The sequence below is a fragment of the Streptomyces sp. NPDC031265 genome, from assembly GCF_055570295.1.
The window spans coordinates 309,581-331,284 of sequence record NZ_JBVIHM010000003.1; the positions used below are offsets into that span (position 1 = coordinate 309,581).

22 protein-coding genes are annotated in these 21,704 nt (G+C 72.1%); 15 read left to right on the plus strand and 7 right to left on the minus strand.

From position 1 onward, the window contains the following. Nucleotides 1-8: 8 nt before the first annotated feature. The 3 genes from ACZ499_RS07920 to ACZ499_RS07930 are packed head-to-tail and all read right to left on the minus strand — an operon-like array spanning nt 9 to nt 2,055. Nucleotides 9-668, minus strand: coding sequence for a methyltransferase domain-containing protein (locus ACZ499_RS07920; RefSeq protein WP_468673221.1), 660 nt, complete (start codon nt 666-668; stop codon nt 9-11). Further along, on the minus strand, nt 665-1,339 hold the full coding sequence (locus tag ACZ499_RS07925) for a TIGR04282 family arsenosugar biosynthesis glycosyltransferase (RefSeq protein WP_468673222.1): 675 nt from the start codon (nt 1,337-1,339) through the stop codon (nt 665-667). The genes ACZ499_RS07920 and ACZ499_RS07925 overlap by 4 nt, the downstream gene beginning before the upstream one ends. Then, entirely contained in the window at nt 1,336-2,055 is a 720-nt protein-coding gene (locus tag ACZ499_RS07930; protein ID WP_468673223.1) for a glycosyltransferase family 2 protein, read from the minus strand. Before ACZ499_RS07930 ends, ACZ499_RS07925 begins: the two co-directional genes overlap by 4 nt. Nucleotides 2,056-2,171: 116 nt before the next feature. Here ACZ499_RS07930 and ACZ499_RS07935 point away from each other — a divergent pair, with 116 nt between their 5' ends. Together ACZ499_RS07935 and ACZ499_RS07940 are read left to right on the plus strand one after the other, a co-directional pair. Further along, nucleotides 2,172-2,933: a response regulator transcription factor gene (locus tag ACZ499_RS07935; RefSeq protein ID WP_468673224.1), complete on the plus strand. Its 762-nt coding sequence runs from the start codon at nt 2,172-2,174 to the stop codon at nt 2,931-2,933. A 1-nt stretch (nt 2,934) separates the two neighbouring features. Next, the gene (locus ACZ499_RS07940) at nt 2,935-4,047 is read left to right on the plus strand and encodes a sensor histidine kinase (RefSeq protein ID WP_468407324.1); all 1,113 of its coding nucleotides are present in this window, start codon (nt 2,935-2,937) and stop codon (nt 4,045-4,047) included. Between the two features lie 7 nt (nt 4,048-4,054). Here ACZ499_RS07940 and ACZ499_RS07945 read toward each other — a convergent pair whose 3' ends face one another. Next, nucleotides 4,055-5,068, minus strand: a complete 1,014-nt coding sequence (locus ACZ499_RS07945) for an NAD-dependent epimerase/dehydratase family protein (RefSeq protein ID WP_468673225.1) — start codon at nt 5,066-5,068, stop codon at nt 4,055-4,057. A 78-nt stretch (nt 5,069-5,146) separates the two neighbouring features. Here ACZ499_RS07945 and ACZ499_RS07950 point away from each other — a divergent pair, with 78 nt between their 5' ends. Further along, nucleotides 5,147-5,458: a 4a-hydroxytetrahydrobiopterin dehydratase gene (locus ACZ499_RS07950; RefSeq protein WP_371655595.1), complete on the plus strand. Its 312-nt coding sequence runs from the start codon at nt 5,147-5,149 to the stop codon at nt 5,456-5,458. Between the two features lie 36 nt (nt 5,459-5,494). On the opposite strand, the gene ACZ499_RS07955 is transcribed toward ACZ499_RS07950, so the two are convergent. Both ACZ499_RS07955 and ACZ499_RS07960 read right to left on the minus strand, forming a co-directional pair. Next, nucleotides 5,495-6,373 (minus strand): sigma-70 family RNA polymerase sigma factor, encoded by an 879-nt coding sequence (locus tag ACZ499_RS07955; RefSeq protein ID WP_468407318.1) that lies wholly within the window; start codon nt 6,371-6,373, stop codon nt 5,495-5,497. Nucleotides 6,374-6,598: 225 nt separating this feature from the next. Beyond that, nucleotides 6,599-7,501, minus strand: coding sequence for an NmrA family NAD(P)-binding protein (locus ACZ499_RS07960; protein WP_468673226.1), 903 nt, complete (start codon nt 7,499-7,501; stop codon nt 6,599-6,601). A 116-nt stretch (nt 7,502-7,617) separates the two neighbouring features. On the opposite strand from ACZ499_RS07960, the gene ACZ499_RS07965 reads away from it, so the two are divergent. The 3 genes from ACZ499_RS07965 to ACZ499_RS07975 all read left to right on the plus strand — a co-directional run bounded on the left by ACZ499_RS07965 (nt 7,618) and on the right by ACZ499_RS07975 (nt 9,916). Beyond that, a complete protein-coding gene (locus ACZ499_RS07965) occupies nt 7,618-8,604 on the plus strand; it encodes an AraC family transcriptional regulator (protein WP_468673227.1) in 987 nt (328 codons plus the stop codon). Continuing rightward, a complete protein-coding gene (locus tag ACZ499_RS07970) occupies nt 8,601-9,536 on the plus strand; it encodes a class I SAM-dependent methyltransferase (protein ID WP_468673228.1) in 936 nt (311 codons plus the stop codon). The genes ACZ499_RS07965 and ACZ499_RS07970 overlap by 4 nt, the downstream gene beginning before the upstream one ends. 110 nt (nt 9,537-9,646) lie before the next feature. After that, entirely contained in the window at nt 9,647-9,916 is a 270-nt protein-coding gene (locus ACZ499_RS07975) for a DUF1905 domain-containing protein (protein ID WP_468673229.1), read from the plus strand. A gap of 97 nt (nt 9,917-10,013) precedes the next feature. Here ACZ499_RS07975 and ACZ499_RS07980 read toward each other — a convergent pair whose 3' ends face one another. Beyond that, nucleotides 10,014-10,853, minus strand: a complete 840-nt coding sequence (locus ACZ499_RS07980; RefSeq protein WP_468407311.1) for an aldo/keto reductase — start codon at nt 10,851-10,853, stop codon at nt 10,014-10,016. A gap of 293 nt (nt 10,854-11,146) precedes the next feature. On the opposite strand from ACZ499_RS07980, the gene pqqA reads away from it, so the two are divergent. The 9 genes from pqqA to ACZ499_RS08025 all read left to right on the plus strand — a co-directional run bounded on the left by pqqA (nt 11,147) and on the right by ACZ499_RS08025 (nt 21,686). Then, a complete protein-coding gene (pqqA, locus tag ACZ499_RS07985; protein WP_385820474.1) occupies nt 11,147-11,257 on the plus strand; it encodes a pyrroloquinoline quinone precursor peptide PqqA in 111 nt (36 codons plus the stop codon). Nucleotides 11,258-11,267: 10 nt separating this feature from the next. Beyond that, a complete protein-coding gene (gene pqqB / locus ACZ499_RS07990) occupies nt 11,268-12,191 on the plus strand; it encodes a pyrroloquinoline quinone biosynthesis protein PqqB (RefSeq protein ID WP_468673230.1) in 924 nt (307 codons plus the stop codon). Beyond that, entirely contained in the window at nt 12,188-12,946 is a 759-nt protein-coding gene (gene pqqC / locus ACZ499_RS07995) for a pyrroloquinoline-quinone synthase PqqC (RefSeq protein WP_468673231.1), read from the plus strand. The genes pqqB and pqqC overlap by 4 nt, the downstream gene beginning before the upstream one ends. Next, on the plus strand, nt 12,943-13,209 hold the full coding sequence (gene pqqD, locus ACZ499_RS08000; RefSeq protein ID WP_468407305.1) for a pyrroloquinoline quinone biosynthesis peptide chaperone PqqD: 267 nt from the start codon (nt 12,943-12,945) through the stop codon (nt 13,207-13,209). Before pqqC ends, pqqD begins: the two co-directional genes overlap by 4 nt. Then, the gene (gene pqqE, locus ACZ499_RS08005) at nt 13,206-14,315 is read left to right on the plus strand and encodes a pyrroloquinoline quinone biosynthesis protein PqqE (RefSeq protein WP_468673232.1); all 1,110 of its coding nucleotides are present in this window, start codon (nt 13,206-13,208) and stop codon (nt 14,313-14,315) included. Before pqqD ends, pqqE begins: the two co-directional genes overlap by 4 nt. A 7-nt stretch (nt 14,316-14,322) precedes the next feature. Beyond that, a complete protein-coding gene (locus tag ACZ499_RS08010) occupies nt 14,323-15,579 on the plus strand; it encodes a glycoside hydrolase family 88/105 protein (protein WP_468673233.1) in 1,257 nt (418 codons plus the stop codon). Further along, nucleotides 15,576-19,175, plus strand: coding sequence for a glycosyl hydrolase family 28 protein (locus tag ACZ499_RS08015; RefSeq protein ID WP_468673234.1), 3,600 nt, complete (start codon nt 15,576-15,578; stop codon nt 19,173-19,175). The genes ACZ499_RS08010 and ACZ499_RS08015 overlap by 4 nt, the downstream gene beginning before the upstream one ends. A 218-nt stretch (nt 19,176-19,393) precedes the next feature. Further along, nucleotides 19,394-20,401, plus strand: coding sequence for a chitinase (locus tag ACZ499_RS08020; RefSeq protein WP_468673235.1), 1,008 nt, complete (start codon nt 19,394-19,396; stop codon nt 20,399-20,401). A gap of 10 nt (nt 20,402-20,411) precedes the next feature. Next, on the plus strand, nt 20,412-21,686 hold the full coding sequence (locus tag ACZ499_RS08025; RefSeq protein ID WP_468673236.1) for a glycosyl hydrolase family 8: 1,275 nt from the start codon (nt 20,412-20,414) through the stop codon (nt 21,684-21,686). Nucleotides 21,687-21,704 lie beyond the last annotated feature (18 nt).

Genomic DNA, 21,704 nt, shown 5'->3' on the forward strand with positions numbered 1-21,704 from the left:
CCCCGCGCTCACGTCCGGCGCAGCACGACGAACGGGCGCCCGGCGGCCGTCCACCGCTCGGCCGCCCGCCAGCCGGTGGCGTGCGCGTACCGCACCAGCGCGGCGGTGCCGAGCCGCGACCAGGGGAAGCCCGACCCGAAGGCGCCCCGGCCGTCGGCCACCCGCACCTCCACGCGCTCGTCCACGTCGAAGGGCGCCGCCTCCACGATCAACTGCCCGTCGAGGTCCACCAGTTGGGCCGCCCGTGCGAGCAGCGCGGCCGGGTCGCCGCCGATGCCGACGTTGCCGTCGAGCAGGAGCGCGGTCTGCCAGCGGCCCTCGCCGGGCAGCGGGTCGAAGACCGACCGGCACAGGGCGCTGCCGCCCGACCGCTGGGTGCGGCGGACGGCCTCGGGGCTCACGTCGACGCCGAGCGCGGCCGTACCGAGCGCGGCCAGCGCCACCACCAGACGCCCGGGCCCGCACCCGATGTCGAGCGCGGCGCCCCGGCACCGCCGCAGCACGGTCAGGTCGGCCGGGTCCGGCGCCGCACACCACCGCTCCACCTCAAGGGGCAGCAGCCACCCGTCCTGGCGGTGCAGGAACAGCGGCCCTCGCCCGCTGCGCAGGGCGGCGGTGTACGGATCGGCCCGCCAGGCGAGTGCGGCGGGCACGGCGGTCGTGGTCATCGCGCGGCGCCCCGCGCCCCGGCGGCCGCCTTGAAGGAGCCGCCCGCGCACGCGGCCACGGCCCGCGCGAACCGGCCGCCCGGCGCGAGCGCCGCAACTTCACCCACGTCGGCCGCGGTGTCGACGTCCCGCAGCGGCGGCAGCTCGTGCACGGTGAGCCCCGCGTCGACGAGCCGCCGCCGCTGGACCGCGCCCGTCTCGGGGACGGACATGGGGACGCCGCGCAGCAGCGCGGGGTCGGGGGCGGTCAGGCCGAGCGACCAGAAGCCGCCGTCGGCCGCCGGGCCGAACCACGCCTCGCCGGGCCCCCAGCCGGCCAGGGCGGGCGCCAGCAGGGCCGGGCCCACCTGCGGGGTGTCCATGCCGATGAGCAGGGCCGGGCCCGGATCGAGCGCGAAGGCCGCCGCCAGCCTTTCGTCCAGGCCTCCCGCGCACTGCGGGACGACCTCGATGCCCGGCGGGAGCCACGGGCCGGGCGCCCCGTCGAGGACGAGCACCCGGCGCCGGGCCGGTGCGGCGAGCAACGCGTCCAGCGTGTCGGCGAGCGCGGCCTCGGCGATCCGCGCGGCCTCCTCCGGCGAGTACGGCGGGGTCAGCCGCGTCTTGACCCGGCCCGGCACCGGCGCCTTGGCGATCACCAGGAGGGTGACCGGCGCGCCCCGCCCCGTCACCGGGCACCCGCCGTCGTGGCGGGGAGCGACGGCCCGGGCGGCAGGGCGAGCACCGCGCGCATGTCCCGTACGGCCTGCCAGGTGCCCCGCCAGGTGCCGGTCACCTTCGACTTGCCGGTGCGCTGCAGATACGGCACGTCGTGCTCGCGCACCCGCCATCCGGCGTCCGCCGCGCGCACCACCATCTCCAGCGGATAGCCGCTGCGCCGGTCCGCGATGCCGAGCGCGAGCAGCGGCGCGCGCCGGGCCGCCCGCAGCGGGCCCAGGTCGTGCAGGCGCAGCCCGGTGCGGCGGCGCAGCATCCTGGACAGGGCCAGGTTCCCGGCGCGCGCGTGCGGTGGCCAGGCCCCACGCGCGGTGGGCCTGCGCCGCCCCAGGACGAGGTCGGCGTCACCGGCGGCCACCTCCCGTACGAAGGGCGCGAGGAGTCCGGGGTCGAGCGAGCCGTCGCAGTCGCAGAAGCACACGTACTCGGCCCGGGCCGCGAGCAGCCCGGCGTGGCAGGCCGCGCCGAAGCCGCGCCGGTCCTCGTGCACCACGGTCGCGCCGAGCGCGCGGGCGATCTCGGCCGAGCCGTCCGTCGAGCCGTTGTCGACGACGACGGCCCGCCAGCCCTCGGGGATCCTGGCCAGCACCCAGGGCAGGGCCCCTGCCTCGTCGAGGCAGGGCAGTACGACGTCCACCGTCGTGGGGATCGAGTCGGTCACGCCCTTCACGGTACGAAGTCGCGGCGGACAAATCGGGACTTCGGGTTCTTACGAAACAGGGACGTCGTCCCGGGTCGGCCATCCGGGTGGCGACGCGGGGACCCACCGGATGCGACGCTGTCGCCATGCACAACGCCCAGTCCCGCATCCTCGTCGTCGACGACGACCCGACGGTGGCCGAGGTGGTCACCGGCTACCTCGAACGCGCCGGGTACGAGGTCGAGCACGCCGGCGACGGCCCCGCCGCCCTGCGCGCGGCCGGTGCGCGATGGCCCGACCTCGTCGTCCTCGACCTGATGCTGCCGGGCATGGACGGCCTGGAGGTCTGCCGCACGCTGCGGAGCACCGGCCCCGTACCGGTCATCATGCTCACCGCGCGCGGCGACGAGGACGACCGCGTCCTGGGCCTGGAGATAGGTGCCGACGACTACGTCACCAAGCCGTTCAGCCCGCGCGAGCTGGTGCTGCGCGTCGACTCCGTACTGCGCCGCGGCCGGGCCGCCGCCGCCCGGCCGGGACCGCCGGTGCGGCGCGCGGGCCTCGTCCTGGACCCGGCCGCCCGCCGCGCCGCCAAGCAGGGCGCCGAACTCGCCCTGACCCTGCGGGAGTTCGACCTCCTCGCCTATCTGATGAGCCACCCGGGCGAGGCCGTCACCCGCGAGCGGCTGATGCGTGACGTGTGGGGCTGGGAGTTCGGAGACCTGTCCACCGTCACCGTCCATGTGCGGCGCTTGCGCGGCAAGGTCGAGGACGACCCGGCGAAGCCGAGGCTCATCCGGACGGTGTGGGGAGTCGGGTACCGCTTCGAGGCGGAGAGCGCGGGCGAGAGCGCGGGCGAGGGCGAGGGTGAGCCGCAAGGCACGGGCCTCGCCGGAGAGGAGGTCTGACATGAGCGACGTCCTGCTCATCGCCGTGTACGCGTTCCTGGGCGCCGCCGCCGCGGGCCTGCTCGGGGCCCTCGCGCTGCGCCTGCTGCGCCACCGCTCGGTCACCGCCTCGCTCGCCGTGGTGGCCGCCGTCGCGGTCAGCGCGATGCTCGCCGGGACGCTCGCCGTGGCCTGGGAGATGTTCCTGTCCTCGCACGACCTGAAGGTCGTCACCCTGGTCATCGCGATGGCCGCGGCCGTCTCGCTCGCCACCGCGCTCATCCTGGGCCGCCGGGTCGTCGCCAGCAGCCGTCAACTCGCCCTGGCCACGCGCTCGTTCGGTGACGGCGGCAGCTTCGCCGCGCCCGAGGGGCCGGCCACCGCCGAACTCGCCGCGCTCAGTCGCGAGCTGGCCGCCACCAGCGCCAAGCTCTCCGCGTCCCGCGAGCGCGAACGCGCCCTGGAGACCTCCCGCCGCGAGCTCGTCGCCTGGATCTCGCACGATCTGCGCACCCCGCTCGCGGGGCTGCGGGCGATGGCCGAGGCCCTGGAGGACGGCATGGCCAAGGACCCCGAGCGCTACTTCCGGCAGATCCGCACCGAGGTCGAGCGCCTCAACGGCATGGTGGGCGACCTCTTCGAGCTCTCCCGCATCCACGCCGGCGCGCTCGCCCTCAACCCGGCCCGGATGTCCGTCCACGACCTGGTCGGGGACGCGCTGGCGGGCGCCGACCCGCTCGCCCGCGAGCACGGCGTCCGGCTGGTCGGCGAACGCGTCGAGCCGGTCCCGGTCGAGGTGGACGGCAAGGAGATGACCCGGGTCCTGGCCAACCTGCTGGTCAACGCGATCCGGCACACCCCGGCGGATGGCACGGTCGCGGTCGCGGCGGAGGCGCGCGCGGAGTCGGTGGTGCTCTCGGTGACGGACGGCTGCGGCGGCATCCCCGACGACGATCTGACCCGCGTCTTCGACACCGGCTGGCGCGGCACCGAGGCGCGCACCCCGCCGGGCGGCGCGGGCCTGGGCCTCGCGATCGTGCGGGGCATCGTCGAGGCCCACGCGGGCAGCGCCGCCGTCCACAACGTGCACGGCGGCTGCCGCTTCGAACTGATCCTCCCGGCGGCCCGTTCCTGACGAAACGTCAGCCGGTGGCCGGGCGCAGCTCCGCCCGTGCGAACTCCGCCATCCCCTCCGCGAACCCCACCGCCGGCCGCCATCCGAGCTGCTCCCGCAGCCGCGCCGAGTCGGCCGTGATGTGGCGGACGTCCCCGAGCCGGTACTCGCCCGTCACCACCGGTGCGGGCCCGCCGTACGCCCCGGCCAGCGCCTCGGCCATCTCGCCCACCGTGTGCGGGGTCCCGCTGCCCGTGTTGTACGCGGTGAGGGTCCCCGGCGGGCGCTCGTGCAGGGCCTCCAGGGCCACCGCGTTCGCCTCGGCCACATCGCGTACGTGGACGAAGTCCCGGCGCTGGCGGCCGTCCTCGAAGACCCGGGGCGCCTCGCCGCGTGCGAGGGCCGAGCGGAAGAACGAGGCGACCCCGGCGTACGGGGTGTCGCGGGGCATCCCCGGCCCGTACACGTTGTGGTAGCGCAGCGACACCGCACGGCCGCCGGTGGCCCGCGCCCAGGCGGCCGACAGATGCTCCTGGGCCAGTTTGGTCGCGGCGTACACGTTGCGCGGGTCCGCGGGCGCGTCCTCACCGACCAGACCCGGCGCCAGCTCCGCGCCGCAGCGCGGGCACAGCGGCTCGAAGCGCCCGGCCGCCAGCTCCTCGTACGGCCGGGGCCCGGGGCGTACGGGGCCGTGGCGCGGGCACTCGTAGTGCCCCTCCCCGTACACCACCATCGACCCGGCGAGCACCAGGTCCCGCGGGCCCCCCTCGGCCATCACGGCGAGCAGCACCGCCGTGCCGAGGTCGTTGCACGCCACATAGTCGGGCGCGTCGGAGAAGTCCGTGCCGAGGCCGACCATCGCGGCCTGGTGGCAGACGGCGTCCACGCCGCGCAGCGCCCTGGTGACCGCCTCCCGGTCGCGGACGTCGTCGCCGGGCCGGACCGCGCGGTCGAGGACGACTGGTTCATGGCCCCGGGCGGAGAGGGCCGAGACGATCTGCGAGCCGATGAAGCCCGCGCCTCCCGTGACAAGTACACGCATAGGGGCGACGCTACGGAGACGGAGCCGGAGAAGCCGCGCTCCACCCCGCACCGTCACCACCTCGTAAGGAGTCCGGCCATGCCCGTTGAGCCGCTGTCGCAGAAGGACATCGAGGACCGCCTGCGCGAACTGCCGGGCTGGTCGGTCCCGGACGGCGAGGAGCGCCTCGCCCGCACCTACCGGCTCGCCTCGCACTTCGCGGCCACCGCGATGGTCATCCACATCGCCCAGATCCAGGACGAGCTGAACCACCACTCGGACCTGACGCTCGGCTACAACACGGTGGCGCTCACGGTGAACAGCCACGACGCGGGCGGCCGGGTGACCGAGAAGGACTTCGAGCTCGCCCACCGCGTCGAGGCGATCGCCTCCGGCCACGGCGCGGGCTGACCTCCCGGGGCTCGCGGGCCCCGGGAGGCGCCGGGGTCAGGCGTCGAGCGCCGCCACGTCGACAGTGGCCAGGCGCTCCAGGTCGGCGAGGATGTTGATCTCGACGATGCGGTCGTCCCGGACAGTGAAGCCGAGCACCGCCATCGTCCGGCCCTCCGGGGCGTTGACCACCCCCATGGCGCCGTTGACCAGCGCCGGACGGGCGAACTGGGCGTACTGGGCGAAGGACAGCGCGTTCTGGACCACGGCGTGGGCGCCGAGCACCGTCTTGGACGGGGTGAGCGAGCCCGGCCCGTAGTCGGCCCGGAGCACGATGTCCGGGTCGAGCGTGGCGAGCAGGCCCTCGAAGTCGCCGCCGCGCGCCGCCGCGAGGAACGCGTCGACGACCTTGCGCTGCCGGTTCAGGTCCGGGTCGGGGACGGCCCGGCCCTGAACCCGGCGGCGGGCCCGGCTGGCCAGCTGCCGGGTGGCCGCCGGGGCGCGGTCCACGATCGGCGCGATCTCCTCGAACGGCACGCCGAACATGTCGTGCAGTACGAACGCCAGCCGTTCGGCCGGGGCCAGGGTGTCGAGGACGACGAGCAGGGCGAGCCCGACCGAGTCGGTCAGCAGCGCCTCGTGCTCGGGGTCCACCCGGTCCGGGCGGTCCACGATCGGGTCGGGCACATGGACGTCGAGCGGATCCTCCCGCCGGGCCTGGCGTGAGCGCAGCATGTCGAGGCAGACCCGCGAGACGACCGTGGTCAGCCAGCCGCTCAGGTTCTCCACACCCTCGCTGGAGCTGGCCGCCCGCAACCAGGCTTCCTGGACGGCGTCCTCCGCCTCGCTCAGTGAGCCGAGCATCCGGTAGGCGACCGCCCGCAGGCGCGGGCGGTTCTCCTCGAAACGCTCCGCCAGGGATTCGTTCTCGTCCATCGGTTCAGCTTCCTTCGTTGCGGCGTGTCGTCAATGCGGTGACAGACGAAAACCTAGTCCGAAGGAATGGCGGCTACCCGACGGCAGGCCCCGATTGCGGTAATCGGACGCTCACGGAGGGCGTGGTGTTGGTCACGGCGAGTTTCGGCCACTTGGCCTGAGATCAACAGCTGAGGCGGGTGGTGAGGCGCTGGAGGGGTGCTGGAGGCGGGCTCGACGCCGGGCTCAGCCCTGCCAGTCGCCGGCCGCCGCCGCGTCCCGCGCGAAGTCCGCGAACGCCCTGGGCTCACGGCCCAGGACGCGCTTGACGCCGTCCGTGGTCGAGGAGTTGTGCCCGTCGAGCAGCGTCGTGAACAGCTCCGCGAGCCACCGCGCCTCCCCCTCGTCGAGACCGTACTGCACCAGCAGCTCCGCGTACTGCGCCCCGGACATCGGCACATACCGCACCGCTCGGCCGGTCGCGGCCGACAGTTCCGCCGCGACCTCGGCGAGGGTCAGCAGCTGAGGACCCGTCAACTCATGAACGAGCCCCGCGTGCCCTTCCTCGGTGAGTGCCTTGACGACGACATCGGCGATGTCGTCGGCGTGCACCCACGGCTCGGCCGTCTCGCCCGCCGGGAACGGGATCTCGCCCGCGAGCACGCCCTCCGTCATCGCGCCCTCGCTGAAGTTCTGGGCGAAGAAGGCGGCGCGTACGACCGTGAGGTCCGCGCACGACTCGCGCAGCGCGTCCTCGGCCAGCACCGCCGCCGGTTCGCCGCGCCCGGAGAGCAGCACCAGGCGCCGCACACCGTGCTGGACGGCGAGTCCGCCGAAGGTCCGCATCGCCTCGACCGCGCCGGGCGCCGCGAGGTCCGGGAAGTACGTCACATAGGCGGCGTCCGCACCGGCGAGCGCGGGTCCCCACGTCGACTCGTCCGCCCAGTCGAAGCGCACCTCGCCGCTGCGCGAGCCGGAGCGGACCGGCACGCCGAGCGCGGTGAGCCGCTCGACGACCCGGTGCCCGGTCTTGCCGGTGCCGCTGGTCACGAGCACGGTCCCCGGGGTGTTCGGCGCGGTGCACGTGGTGGGCGTGTTCTGAGTCGTGCTGGTCGTGTTCTGGTTCGTGTTCAGCTCTGTGTTCGTCATGCGTCCAGCCTCGTGGGCGCGGCCCCGACTCTCCATGCTTCAGGGGCTCATGCGCATACGTCTGCGTCTACGGGCCCGCCCACCGCTCCGACGGGGCTCCGATTAGGCTCGCGGCCATGGACGCACTCGCCGGACTGCTGGACGGTCCCCGTGCCCGAGGGGCGTTTCTGCTGCGGATGGTGATGGAGCCGCCGTGGTCCGTACGGATCGAGGACCGGGCGCCCATCTGCCTGATGTCGACGACGCGGGGCGAGGCGTGGATCGTCCCGGACTCCGGGCGGCCGGTCCTGGCCCGGCCCGGTGACATCGTCGTCGCGCGCGGCCCCGACCCGTACACCGTCGCCCACGCGCCGGACGCCGAGCCGTCCGCCAGGATCGGCCCGGGCGGGGTGTGCACCACGCTGCGCGGCGAGCCGCTGGCGCAGTCGATGGAACTGGGCGTACGGACCTGGGGCAACGCCGCCGACGGCTCGGCCACCATGCTCGTCGGCACGTATCTGATGGCGGGTGAGATCAGCGGGCGGCTGCTCGACGCGCTGCCGCCACTGCTCGTGCTCACCGCCGAGGAGTGGAACTGCTCGGTGATGCCGCTGCTCGACGAGGAGATCTCCAGGGACGAGCCCGGCCAGAGCGTCGTCCTCGACCGGCTGCTCGACCTGCTTCTGATCGCGGTGCTGCGGGCTTGGTTCAACCGGCCGGGCGCCGACGCGCCCGCCTGGTACCGGGCGATGGGCGACCCGGTGGTGGGGCCCGCGCTGCGGCTGCTCCAGGACGAGCCCGCGCACCCGTGGACGGTCGCCGCGCTCGCCGCGAAGTGCGGGGTCTCGCGGGCCGGTCTGGCCCGGCGGTTCGGGGAGCTGGTGGGGGAGCCGCCGATGGCGTACCTCACGGGCTGGCGGCTGGCGCTCGCGGCGGACCTGCTGCGCGAGGGCGACGCCACGGTCGAGGCGATCGCCAGACAGGTGGGATACGGGGGCGCGTTCGCGCTGAGCGCCGCGTTCAAGCGGGTGCGCGGCGTCAGCCCGCAGGAGCACCGGACGAATTGCCGAAACGGCAAAGAAATTCCCGACTCCGGGGCGGCCGGGGGCAGGGTGGAGCCATGAGCGACTCGCGCGGCCACGACGGCCAGGACAGCCAGCACGACGGCCACCGGGGTCACACCCACGGCCATGCCCACGGCGACGGCTGGACCGACTTCGACTGGGAGGCCCTGCTCCCGCTCCTGGTGGGCGAGGCCGAACTGTTCTCGGGGGCGTACCGGGAGGCCGCGGCCTGGATCGGCGCGCAGCGGCCCGGCGCGGAGGTGCGCCGGATCCTCGACATCGGCAGCGGCCCGGGCGTCGTGACCTGTCTGCTCGCGCAGGTCTTCCCGCAGGCGGAGGTCGTCGCTGTCGATGGCAACCGGGCGCTCCTCGGCCACGCGCTGGCCCGCGCTGAGCACCTGGGCCTGGCGGACCGCGTCCGTACGATCGAGGCGGAACTCCCGGAGGACTTCGGCGTGTTGGGTGAAGCCGACCTGGTCTGGGCGGGCAACTCGCTGCACCACCTGGGCGACCAGCGGGCCGCGCTCGCGGGCTTCGCGGGCCTGCTGCGACCGGGTGGCACGGTGGCCCTCGCGGAAGGCGGGCTGCCCACGCGCCACTTGCCCCGCGACATCGGCCTGGGCCAGCCGGGCCTGGAAGCCAGGATCGACGTGCTGGTGGACGAGCGGTTCGCGCGGATGCGGGCGGAGCTGCCGGACGCCATGGAGGAGACCGAGGACTGGGCGGCGCTGCTCACGTCCGTGGGGCTGACCTCACCGGCCACCCGCAGCTTCCTCGTCGACTTCCCGGCGCCGTTGGACCCGGCGGTACGGGAGCAGGTGGTGACCGCGTTCACCCGGCACTCGGAGACCGTGGGGGAAGAGCTGCCGACGGAGGACGCGGCGGTGCTGCGGCGCCTGGTCGACCCGGCCGACGAGGCCGGCCTGGCACGGCGCCCGGACGTGTTCCTCCTCGCGGCGAGGTCGGTCCACACGGCCCGCCGCGCGGGCTGACAGCAGCGCTGACCGGCTCCCGCGATGAGTTCCGGCGCCGGAGGCGGTCCTACTCGTACGGACCGGAGAGGGTGCGACCGGAGAGCGTGCGAACGGACAGGGAGCCGAGCATGGACAAGGAATTCACTGCCGTCCTGCGGAAGAGTCCGGGGAACGGCGGCTGGACGTACGTGGTGTGGCCCGAGTCGGTCGGGTTCTTCGGCACCCGGGGCCTGGTCAAGGTGCGCGGCACCGTCGATGGCCGGCCGTTCCGCAGCTCGTTCATGGCGCTGGGCGACGGGACGCACAAGCTGCCCGTCAAGGCGGATCTGCGCAAGGCCATCGGTAAGGAGGAGGGGGACACGGTCACCGTCCGGCTGGAGGAGCGCCTGACGGACTGACGCGCCGGCGGGACTCGGTACGACGCGATGCCCGCCGCCAGGACAGCGGAACCGCCCGAGCGGCGGGCATCGTCACTGCCTCGGCCTGGTCCCGGCCTCAGAAGTCGAAGTCGTCCGGGTCCGGGCCCAGGCGCTTGGCCTCGTCGAGGGCGGCGATCGCCGTGATGTCCTCGGTGTCGAGCTCGAAGCCGGACACGTCGAAGTTCTCGGCGATGCGCGAGGGCGTCACCGACTTCGGGATGGCGATGGTGCCGAGCTGGAGGTGCCAGCGCAGCACGATCTGCGCCGGGGTCTTCGCGTACTTCTGCGCGATCGCGACGATCGTGGGGACTTCGAGCAGTCCCTTGCCCTGGCCCAGCGGCGACCAGGCCTCGGTCGCGATGCCGTGCTCGGCGTGGAAGGCGCGCAGGTCGGCCTGGGCGAGCTGCGGGTGGAGCTCGACCTGGTTGACCGCCGGGACCACACCCGACTCGTCGATGATCCGGCGCAGCTGCGGCTCCTTGAAGTTGGAGACGCCGACCGCCTTGGCGCGGCCGCTCTTGGCGATCTCGCCGAACGCGTTCCAGATCGTCACGTAGTCGTCGCGCATCGCGCGCGGCCAGTGGATCAGATACAGGTCGACGTAGTCGAGGCCCAGCTTCGACAGGGAGGCGTCGAACTCGCGCAGGACGCCGTCGCGCGTCCACGTCTCGCTCGCGTCGTTCCACAGCTTCGTGGTGACGAAGAGCTCCTCGCGGGCCACTCCGGACGCCGCGATCGCCTTGCCGGTGCCCACTTCGTTCTCGTAGATCGCGGCCGTGTCGATGGACCGGTACCCGGTCTCGATCGCGGTCGTGACCGCCTGCGCGGCCTCGTGGTCCGGCACCTGCCAGACACCGTAACCGAGCTGCGGCATCTCGACGCCGTTGTTGAGGGTGATGGAGGGGACCTTGCTCACGAGCGGTCGATCCTTACGTCGTCGGTTTCGTACTCGAAGCGTCAACGATCGGGCGGACGGAACCATTCCCAGAGAACGCCGCGAGGCGATCGTGGCCAGATCTCTGTGCTACAGATCCGACCTCCTCGGTTCAGACCATTGACCGCGCTCCATCAAGACGCAACTCTATGGCACATAACTGAACGCGGTACATCCTTGTGAACGCCGCGTCCGGTCCTGCCCCCGCATATGCCGTACAGGGGTGCACTTCTGAACCCCACCCCCATGAAGACAGGAAAGGCAGGTACACCCGCATGAACGACGGCAAAGAAACATCGGAGGAAACGCCGGTCTGGGTGACTCCGGACTATGTGGTCGTCGAGACCGCGCTGGAAGTCACCGCCTACGCCCTCACCGACCGGTAGACCCACCGTCATGCTGCTGCAGGTGCTGGGCACCGCGGCGGGCGGCGGACTGCCCCAGTGGAACTGCGCGTGCCCCGGCTGTGCCGGGGCACGCGCCCACCCGCACCGGCGCCGCCGCCACGCGTCACTGGCCGTACGGGTGGCCGACCACCGCTGGTACGTCGTCAACGCGGGCCCCGACCTCACCGACCAGATCGAGGCCGCTCCTGCCCTCCACCCCGGCCCGGGCCTCCGGGAGACCCCCGTCGCCGGTGTCGTCCTCACGGACGCCGAACTCGACCACACCCTCGGCATCGCCCGGCTCCGCGAGGCCCGTGCCGCAGTCGAGGTGTGGGCGACCCCGCCCGTACGGCACGCACTGCTGGACGGACTGCGCCTCGGCGACGTCCTTGGGCCCTACACTCCGCTGGAATGGCGGGAGTTGGGGCCACAGCCCCGCCTCCTCGGCGACGCCGTCGAGATGAGCGCGCTGCCCATCTCGGCCAAACGACCGCGTTACGCGACCGGACTCACCCCGCCGCCGGGTTCGCCCGGCGACGAGGCCCCCGACGACCTCTCGTGGGTCGTCGCCCTGCACCTTCACGAACCCGCCACCGGGGCCCGCGTGGTGTACGCCCCCGCTCTCGCCGCCTGGCCCGACGCCCTGCAGAAGGCCGTCGAGGACGCCGACTGCGTCCTGGTCGACGGCACGTTCTGGGACGACGACGAACCCGTACGCACGGGAATCTCGTCCCGCACCGCCACCTCCATGGGCCACTTGCCGATCGACGGGCCCGACGGCACCGCCCCCCGGCTCGCCGGGGTGCGCGGCCGGTGCCTCTACACCCACCTCAACAACACCAACCCCCTCACGGACCCCGGCGCGGCCGAGCACGCCCGGCTCGCCGCGCTGGGGCTCGAAGTCGCCGCCGAGCGGATGGTGATCGAGATATGAGTTCTCGCGTAAACGCTGTCGATGTCACTCAACCATCCTGGAGTGAGGGCGAGTTGGAGTCCCGGCTCCGCGCCGTCGCCGATGCGCGCTACCACGACCGGCACCCCTTCAACGTACGGATGCACAAGGGGGAGCTGCGCCCCGACGAGCTGCGGCGGTGGATCGTCAACCGCTTCCACTACCAGCGGCACATCCCCGTCAAGGACGCCCACATCCTCGCCAAGTTCGACACACCCGCTCTGCGGCGGACGTGGCTGCGGCGCATCCAGGACCACGACGGGGCTCGGGACGGCGAGGGCGGGATCGAGCGCTGGCTGCGGCTGGGGGAGGCCGCCGGGATCGGCCGGGAACGGCTCACCTCGGGCGCCGAAGTGCTTCCGGGTGCACGCCTCGCGGTCGACGGATACGTCAACTTCTGCCGGCTGAGGCCGCTGCTCGACGCCGTCGCCGCCTCGCTCACCGAGCTCTCCGCGCCGGGGCTGATGCGCACCCGCATCGAGGCGTTCGAGCAGCACTATCCGTGGATCGAGGCCGACGGGCTCACGTACTTCCGTACCCGGATCGAGCAGGGCGGCCGCGACGGCGGCGAGGCGCTCGCCCTCGTCAAGACCTGGGCACGCACCCGCGAGCAGCAGGAACGGGCCGTCGCCGCGCTCGCCTTCAAGTGCGACGTCCTGTGGTCGCTGCTCGACGCGGTGGAGTGCGGCGGAGCTCGGGAGTCCCGGGAAGCGGGCGCGCCGGGGGGTGCGCCATGAGTCGCACCGGCACCTGGCGGCCGGTGCTCTCCCGGTCCGTGCTGCTGCGCCGCGACCGTGTGCGCGGCGCCGATCTGCTCGTGCTGCCCGAGCGCGTCGTCGTACTGCGTGGCCCCGCCGGGCACATCGTGCGGCTGTGCGACGGCCGCCATGACGTGCAGGGGATCGTCGACGAGCTCGGCGCGCGCTTCCCGGGTGCGCCCGTGGCCGACGAAGTCCCGGTGTTCCTGGGCAAGTTACGGGACGAGGGGTGGCTGCGATGACCGTGGACCCGCCCTGGGCGCTGCTCGCCGAGCTCACCCACGGCTGCCCGCTGCGCTGTGCGTACTGCTCCAACCCGGTGGAGCTGGTGCGCCGTACCCGCGAGCTCGACACCGATGGCTGGCGCCAGGTCATGTCCCAGGCCGGTGAGTTGGGCGTCGTCCACACCCATCTGTCCGGCGGCGAGCCGCTGCTGCGCCGCGACCTGCCCGAGATCGTCGCCGCCGCCGACGCGGCCGGGATCTACACCCAGCTCGTCACCAGCGGGATCGGCCTCGACGCGGAGCGCCTGGCCGCTCTCGTGCACGCAGGGCTGCGGGCCGTCCAACTGTCGGTGCAGCACGCCGACGCGCGGGCGTCCGAACGCATCGCGGGCCGCCGCCGCTCCTTCGCCGCCAAGGAGCGGGCCGCCGCCCTGGTGAGGGAGGCGGGGCTGCCGCTGGGGCTCAACGTGGTGCTGCACCGCGACAACCTGGACGCCCTTGACGCCATCGTCGAGCTGGGGCTCGCCTGGGGCGTCGACCGCATCGAGCTGGCCAACGCCCAGTTCTACGGGTGGGCCCTGCTCAACCGCGACCACCTCCTGCCCGAACGCGACCAGTTGGAGCGCGCGCGGGTGGCGGTGAACCGCTGGAGGGAGCGGCTCGCCGGGCGCGTCGAGCTCGTCTGGGTCGTCCCCGACTACTTCGACGGCACCGCGAAAGCCTGTATGGGCGGCTGGGGCGCGGTCTCGCTCACCGTGGCGCCCGACGGCACCGTGCTGCCCTGCCCGGCCGCCGCATCGCTGCCCGGCCTCGACCCGCCCAACGTCCGCGACCGGCAGCTGGAGTGGATCTGGCGCGAGTCCCCGGCGTTCAGCGCCTATCGGGGCACCGCCTGGATGCCCGACCCCTGCCGCGGCTGCGAGCTGCGCACCACCGACTTCGGCGGCTGCCGTTGCCAGGCGTACGCGCTGACCGGCGACCCGGCCCGCACCGACCCGGCCTGCCACCGTGCCCCCGACCACCACCTCGTCCAGGAGTTCACGGTCCGCCGCACCCCCACGGCGACACCGGCGCCCCTGCCCGTACCCCGTTCGTTCCGGTCCTCCCCCCAGACGTCCCTATGAGGTGACCATGACGAGAATCCGCGGCCCCCACCGCGCCCCCCACCCCCCTTCCCGTGCCCCCCGCCGTAACTCCCGCCGGGCTCCCCGCCTGCTCACAGCCGTCCTGGCCGCCGCGCTCACGGCGGGCGGGATCGGCGCCACCGCCACCGGGCCCGCCACGGCCGCCCAGCACCGGCCGGTCCAGCGTTCCGATGTCCGGGCCACGGACTGGTCGGTCGCCCTGACCAGGTCGACGATGGCCCGCTTCACCCCGTCGTCGATCGGCGGCTGGTCGTATCCGGTCGGGCTCTACCTCTTCGGCCAGTACCAGGTCTACCAGCGCACCCACGACCCCAAGCTGCTCACGTACATCAAGAGTTACGTCGACCGGTTCGTGGACAGCTCGGGCAGGATCGGGCAGAGCTTCGACAACCTCGACAGCATGCAGGCGGGCCGGCTGCTCGTGATCCTCCATCACGAGACCGGGCAGGACCGCTACCGGATCGCCGCCAAGAAGATCCGCGACCGGCTGAACACCTACCCGCGCACCGCCGACGGCGGCTTCTGGCACGCCGACAGCAGCAGCCGCGCCCATCAGCTGTGGGCGGACGGGGTGTACATGGTCAACCCGTTCCTGGTCGAGTACGGCAAGGAGTTCGGCGACTCCACGTATGCCAACGACGAGGCGGCCGAGCAACTCGCCGTCTATGGCAGCCACTTGCAGGTATCCAGCGGCCTGCTGAGGCACGCGTACGACGAGTCGCGCACCGCGGGCTGGGCCGACAGGTCCACCGGGCTCGCCCCCGAGCACTGGTGCCGCGCCATCGGCTGGTACTCGATGGCGATCGTCGGCGTCCTGGACGCGATACCCGCCGGGCACCCCCGCCGCGCCGAGCTCCTCACGTATCTGCGGGGCCTGGCAGGCGGTCTTGAGCGCTACCAGGACCCGCAGACCGGCCGCTGGTTCCAGGTCGTCGACAAGGGGGCCAAGTCCGACAACTGGACCGAGACGTCCTGCTCCAGCATGTTCACCTACGCGCTGGACCGCGCGGTCCGCCAGGGCTACGTCGACCCGCACTACGAGACGGTCGCCCAGCGCGGCTACCGGGGCGTCCTCGCCAAGATCTCGCTCGGCGCGGACGGCCGGACCAACCTCGCCGACATCTCCATCGGCACCAACGTCGGCGACTACGCCTACTACATCGCACGCACCCGGGCCACCAACGACTTCCACGGCCTCGGCGCCTTCCTGATCATGAACGAGCAACTGGAGGAGGACAGGTGAAGAGATGCTCCGCGCTGCTCGGCCTCGTCGTGGCCGCGTTGCTCGCGCTCGTCCAGCCCACCGCCCTCGCGGCCCCGACGGCCCCGCACCCCCAACCAACCACACCGGTTGCCGAGTTCGACGTCAGGAACTTTGGCGCCAAGGGTGACGGGTCCGCCAATGACAGCCCGGCCGTCGACAAGGCGATCACGGCGGCCAACGCGGCCGGCGGCGGCACCGTGCGGTTCCCGTCCGGCACGTACAAGTCGCAGAACACGATCCATCTGAAGTCCGATGTCACCCTGCAGCTCGACTCCGGGGCGAGACTCAAGGGGTCGAGCGCGGGCAAGTACGACGCGCCCGAGTCCAACCCGTACGACAAGTACCAGGACTACGGCCACAGCCACTTCCACAACGCCATGATCTACGGCGACCGGCTCACCAACATCGGCTTCACCGGCGCCGGGGTCATCGACGGCGGCGGCAACCTCATCACCGGCAACCCCAAGTCCGGCCAGGCCGACAAGATCATCTCGCTGACGAGGTGCGACGGGCTGACCCTGGGCGGCGGGATCACCCTGCGGCGCGGCGGCCACTTCGCCGCCCTGATCAACGGCTGCTCGCACGTCACCTCGGACCGGCTGCACATCGACACGGCGAGCGACCGCGACGGCTGGAACATCATCAGCACCACCCATGTGGCGATCACCCACGCCGACATCGCCGCCAACGACGACGCCCTGGTCTTCAAGAGCGACTACGCCCTCGGCGCCAAGCTGCCCAGCGGCCATGTCAGCGTCCAGGACAGCAAGTTGTCCGCGAAGTGCTGCAACGCGCTGATGTTCGGCTCGGAGACCTGCGGCGACTTCACCGACTACCAGTTCCAGGCGATCACCATCAACGGCGCGAACAAGTCGGGCCTCGGCATGGTGTCGATGGACGGCGCCGACATCAGCGACGTCCACTACCGCGACATCACCATGACCAACGTGCACTCGCCGATCATGCTGAAGATCGGCACCCGCAAACGCTGCGGCAACAACCCCGGCGTGGGGCACATCGCCGACGTCACGTACGACAACATCACGGCGACCGGCAGCAGCCCCTCCTTCAGCCCGACCCTGTGGGGCGAGTCAGGCGCGAACCACATCAACGGTGTGACGTTCACCCACGTCGACCTCACCGTCCCCGGCGGCAGCGCCACCATGTCGACCGGCGTACCGAGCGACACCTCCACGGACTACAACCCGGACAGCATCGGCACCCGCCCCGCCTACGGCTGGTATCTGCACAACGCCGACAACGTCTCCTTCACCGACAGCTCGGTGCGGTTCACCGCCAACGACGGGCGCCCCGCGGTCATCGCCAACGGCGGCGGCCCGATGAGGTTCACCCGGTTCACCGCACAGCGCGGCAGCGGCAGCCCGCACGACCTGGGCTTCCAGAGCGTCGGCGGCTACTGCGTCGCCGACAGCGCGAACACCTCCGGCGGCGCCCTGCGGACCGCCGACTCCGGCTCCACCCCCTCGTGCACACCCACCGCGCCCCGCGACGAGGCGACCCACCTCGACAACCCGCGCCAGGACTTCCTGCGCGCCTCGACCTCCGGGCTCTTCCTGCACTGGGGCGTGCGGACCGCGCCCGCGCACACCAGCTGCCCGGCCTGGGAGTCGGACGCCACCAGCGGCGGCTGGACCCCGGACTACTGGGTGAGGGAGGCGCAGAAGCTGCACGCGCAGTATCTGGTCCTCGCCACCTTCCACAGCCGTCTCGGCTACGCCCGCCCCTGGCCGTCGAAGATCCCCGGCAGCTGCTCGACCAAGCGGGACTTCCTGGGCGAGCTGATCGCGGCCGCCAAGGCCAAGGGCCTGAAGACCATCCTCTATATGACCGACGACCCCCAGTGGCACAACGAGGGCGGCCATGAGTGGCTGGACTCCGCCGCCTACTCCTCGTACAAGGGCGGCTCTGTCGACCTGACCACCCGCGACGGGTTCGGGCAGTTCAGCTACGACAACTTCTTCGAGGTCATGGACCGCTACCCCGACCTCGGCGGCTTCTGGATCGACAACGACAACGCCTACTGGGAGAGCCACCAGTTGTATGCCCAGATCCAGCAGAAACGCCCCTCCTTCACACTCAGCAACAACAACGAAGACACGCCGGTCATGGATATGATCAGCAATGAGCAGAAGACCGGGATGAGTCCCTCCTACGACTATCCGCAGGCGGTCTACACGGCGCAGCCGCGGCTCACCGAGGCCGACTTCAAACTGCCGTCCACCGGCGCCTGGTGGTACGACGGATCGAATCCGAGCGTCGACAAGAAGCTCACCCTGGGACGGCTCGTCACCAACGCCGGGTCGTCGGTGAAAGCCCTCATGGCGGAAACGGCCCAGGTGAACGGGAAGTTCCCGTCCAACCAGGCCTCCTTCAACGACTTCGCCAACGGCTATCTGAGCCCCGTCTGGGAGTCGCTGCACGGCGTCGAGGGCGGCGGCTATCTGTACGGCGGGCTCAAGCCCGGGTTCTGGAACGACGGCGCCCACGGCGTCACCACCATCAGCAAGACCGACCCCGACCAGCAGTACGTCCACGTCATCACCCCGCCGAGCACCTCGACCCTCAAGCTGCGCGACAACGGCTACCGGGTGACCGGGGTGACCAACCTCCGCACCGGCGCGGCGATCCGGTACGGCCAGTCCGGCGGCGCGCTCACCCTCAGCGGCCTGGGCGGCTGGGACCCGTACGACACCGTCTTCAAGGTCACCACGGCCGGGCGCACCGGGATCATCCCGGCCGGCACCTACACCGTGACCGCCAGTGCCTCGGCGAGCGGTCACGGGGCGGCGGCCGCGGCCGACGGCAGCCATCTGACGTACTGGGACAGCAACAAGACCCTCCCGGTGCGGCTCGACTACGACCTCGGCTCGGCCGAAAAGGTCCAGTACCTGGGCGTCAACCAGCGTGAGGACTCGGTGAGTTACGCGCGCTCCGACACTGAGCAGTCGGCGCGCATCAAGGGCTACAAGGTGTACGTCAGCGCGGACGGGAGCAACTGGGGGAGCCCGGTGAAGTCCGGCACGCTGCCCAGTGCGCGGGGCGTCGCGGTCATCGACATCCCGGCGGCCACGACCCGCCACGTCCGCCTCGAGGTGACCAGCACCTACGCCGCCTCCTCCGACACCACCCGCTACAAGCGCCTGCGCATCGACGAGACCTGGCTGGGCTCGGCGTACGCGGGCTCCGCCCCGGCAACCACGGCGTCGGTCCCCGCCTCCGACAGCGGACAGACCGTCAGGCCGGCGATGGGCCGGTCCGGTTGGTCCTTCGTGCGGCGCACCCCCACCGAGGCCAAGTCCAAGGCGCAGGCCGACGCGATGGCGAGCAGCGGCCTCAAGGACCACGGGTTCCTGTACGTCAACCTCGACGACTTCTACCAGAAGCACGACGCGAACGGCTTCGTGGTGGACGGGTACGGGCGCTGGGCGGTGGACGCGGCGAAGTTCCCGTCCGGGATCAAGGCGCTCGCCGACCAACTCCACGCGCGCGGCCCGAGGTTCGGGTTCTACGTCACGCCCGGCGGACGGCTGCAGCGCGACCCTGCGCCCCGGTGAGACCCGGCTGATCAGGGCCGGGCCCACGTCCGTCAACACGGCGAACCCGGGCCGCACCGGCCGGGGATGATCCCGGGCACTCCCACCGCAAGTGGCCCAACAGGCCGACGCCGAACGGAAGTCGGACTCCCGCAAGTCATTGACAACAGGCGCTTGAGGCACTGCTATGCAGTGTTGGTTAGGAAGCTTTCCTAACTCTCCCTCGGAAGGAACCCCCCATGCATGTTGCCGCTCCCCGACGCCGCGTAGCCGCGGTCGCCGCCGGCCTCAGCTGTCTCGTCCTGCCCCTGGTCGCGTCCGTGCCCAAGGCCGCCGCGTCCGCGTCCCCGCCGCTCGCCGCGGGAACCATGGCCGCCGCCCCCTACGAGTACCTGGGCTGGGGCAGCCCGCAGAAGCCCACCGACGTCATGGCCGCCACCGGCGTCAAGTGGTTCACCCTCGCCTTCGTCCTCTCCGATGGCGGCTGCAACCCGAAGTGGGACGGGTCGCGGGCGCTGACCGGCGGCTCGGACCAGTCCGCGATCAACGCCATCCGGGGCGCGGGCGGCGACGTCGTCGTCTCCGTCGGCGGCTGGAGCGGCAACAAGCTCGGCGAGAAGTGCTCCAGCGCCTCCGCGCTGGCCGGCGCCTACCAGAAGGTGATCAACGCGTACCACCTGAAGGCGCTGGACATCGACATCGAGGACACCGAGTTCTCCAACGGGACCGTGCGCAAGAGGGTCGTCGACGCGCTCAAGATCGTCAAGACGGACAACCCCGGGATCGTCACCTACGTGACCATGGGCACCACGCCCGGCGGGCCGGACGCCAACGGCAAGGACCTCATCAAGAAGGGCGCCGCGGCCGGGCTCGCCAACGACGGCTGGGTGATCATGCCGTTCGACTTCGGCGGCCACAGCGGCTCCATGGGCTCGGCCACCGTGAGCGCCCTCGAAGGGCTGAAGGCCGCGGTGAAGAGCGCGTACGGCTACGGCGACGACACCGCGTACCGGCACATCGGTGTGTCCTCCATGAACGGCAAGACCGACGAGGCCGGCGAGACCGTCACCACCGGCGACTTCCAGACCATCCTCGGCTACGCCAAGCAGCACCACATCGCGCGGTACTCCTTCTGGTCGGTCAACCGGGACCGCCGGTGCGGCTCGGGCGGCGGCGGAGACGCGTGCAGCGGGATATCCCAGGCGCCCTACGCCTTCACCAAGATCGTCGTCCAGTACACCGGCTGAGGGAGTGACGATGACACGGCAGCAGTCCGTACGGCTCCGCGGTTCCGCGGCCGGTGCCCTCGCGGCCGTCGTGGGCCTCCTGGCCGCCGCGCTCGCCACCACCCAGCCGGCCGCCGCGGCGAACACGGAAGCCGGTCCGGCCGTCCCGTTCGGCAGCCACCAAGTCCCGTACGTCGCAGGCATGTTGAAGCCGAGCGGCTCGCAGTCGGCGGTCGACCAGCAGGTCGTCACCACGTACAAGGCGTGGAAGGCCGCGTTCGTGAAGCACAACTGCGGCAACGGCTGGTACGAGGTGATCTCGCCGGACGCCGACCACCCGTATGTGGCCGAGGGGCAGGGGTATGGCATGGTCGTCACCGCCCTCATGGCGGGGGCGGACGCCGACGCCAAGAAGATCTTCGACGGGCTGGTCAAGTACACCCTGGCCCACCCCTCGGTGAACAACTCCGCTCTGCTCGCCGCCGAGCAGGACTCCTCCTGCAAGAGCGTCGACGGCTCCGACTCGGCCACCGACGGCGATCTCGACGTGGCCTACGGACTGCTGCTCGCCGACAAGCAGTGGGGGAGCACCGGCACGTACAACTACAGGGACCTGGCGGTGAAGCACATCGCCGCCATCAAGAAGAGCGAGGTCAACGCCACCACCCACCTCATGCTGCTCGGTGACTGGTCCGGGTCCGGCGAGTCCCACCACTGGATCACCCGTTCCTCGGACTGGCTGATCGACCACTTCCGGGCGTTCCGGACCGCCACCGGCGACAGCGCCTGGGACACGATCCGTACCGCGCACCAGAGCCTGATCACCTCGCAGCAGTCCAAATACGCCGCCTCGACAGGGCTGCTTGCCGACTTCGTCGTCAACACCAACGGCACGCCCAAGCCCGCGCCGGGCAAGGTGCTCGAAGGCTCCCACGACGGCGACTTCAGCTGGAACGCCTGCCGCGACCCATGGCGGATCGCCACGGACGCGGTGACCAGCGGGGACGCCGTCTCGCTCGCCTCCGCGCGCAAGCTCAACGGCTGGATCAAGTCCAAGGCCGGCGGCGACCCGAGCAAGATCGTCACGGGCTACCACCTCAGCGGCTCTGCCATCGAGAGCGGCAAGGACATGGCGTTCACCGCTCCCTTCGCCGTCGCGGCGCTCACCGACCCCGGCTCGCAGGCCTGGCTCGACGCGCTCTGGGGCAAGCTCGCCGCCACCCCGGTGGACCCGAAGCTCTACTACGGCGCCAGCGTCCAGCTCCAGTCCATGATCGTCGCATCCGGCAACTACTGGGTGCCGTAACGATGTCGAAGGAGGATC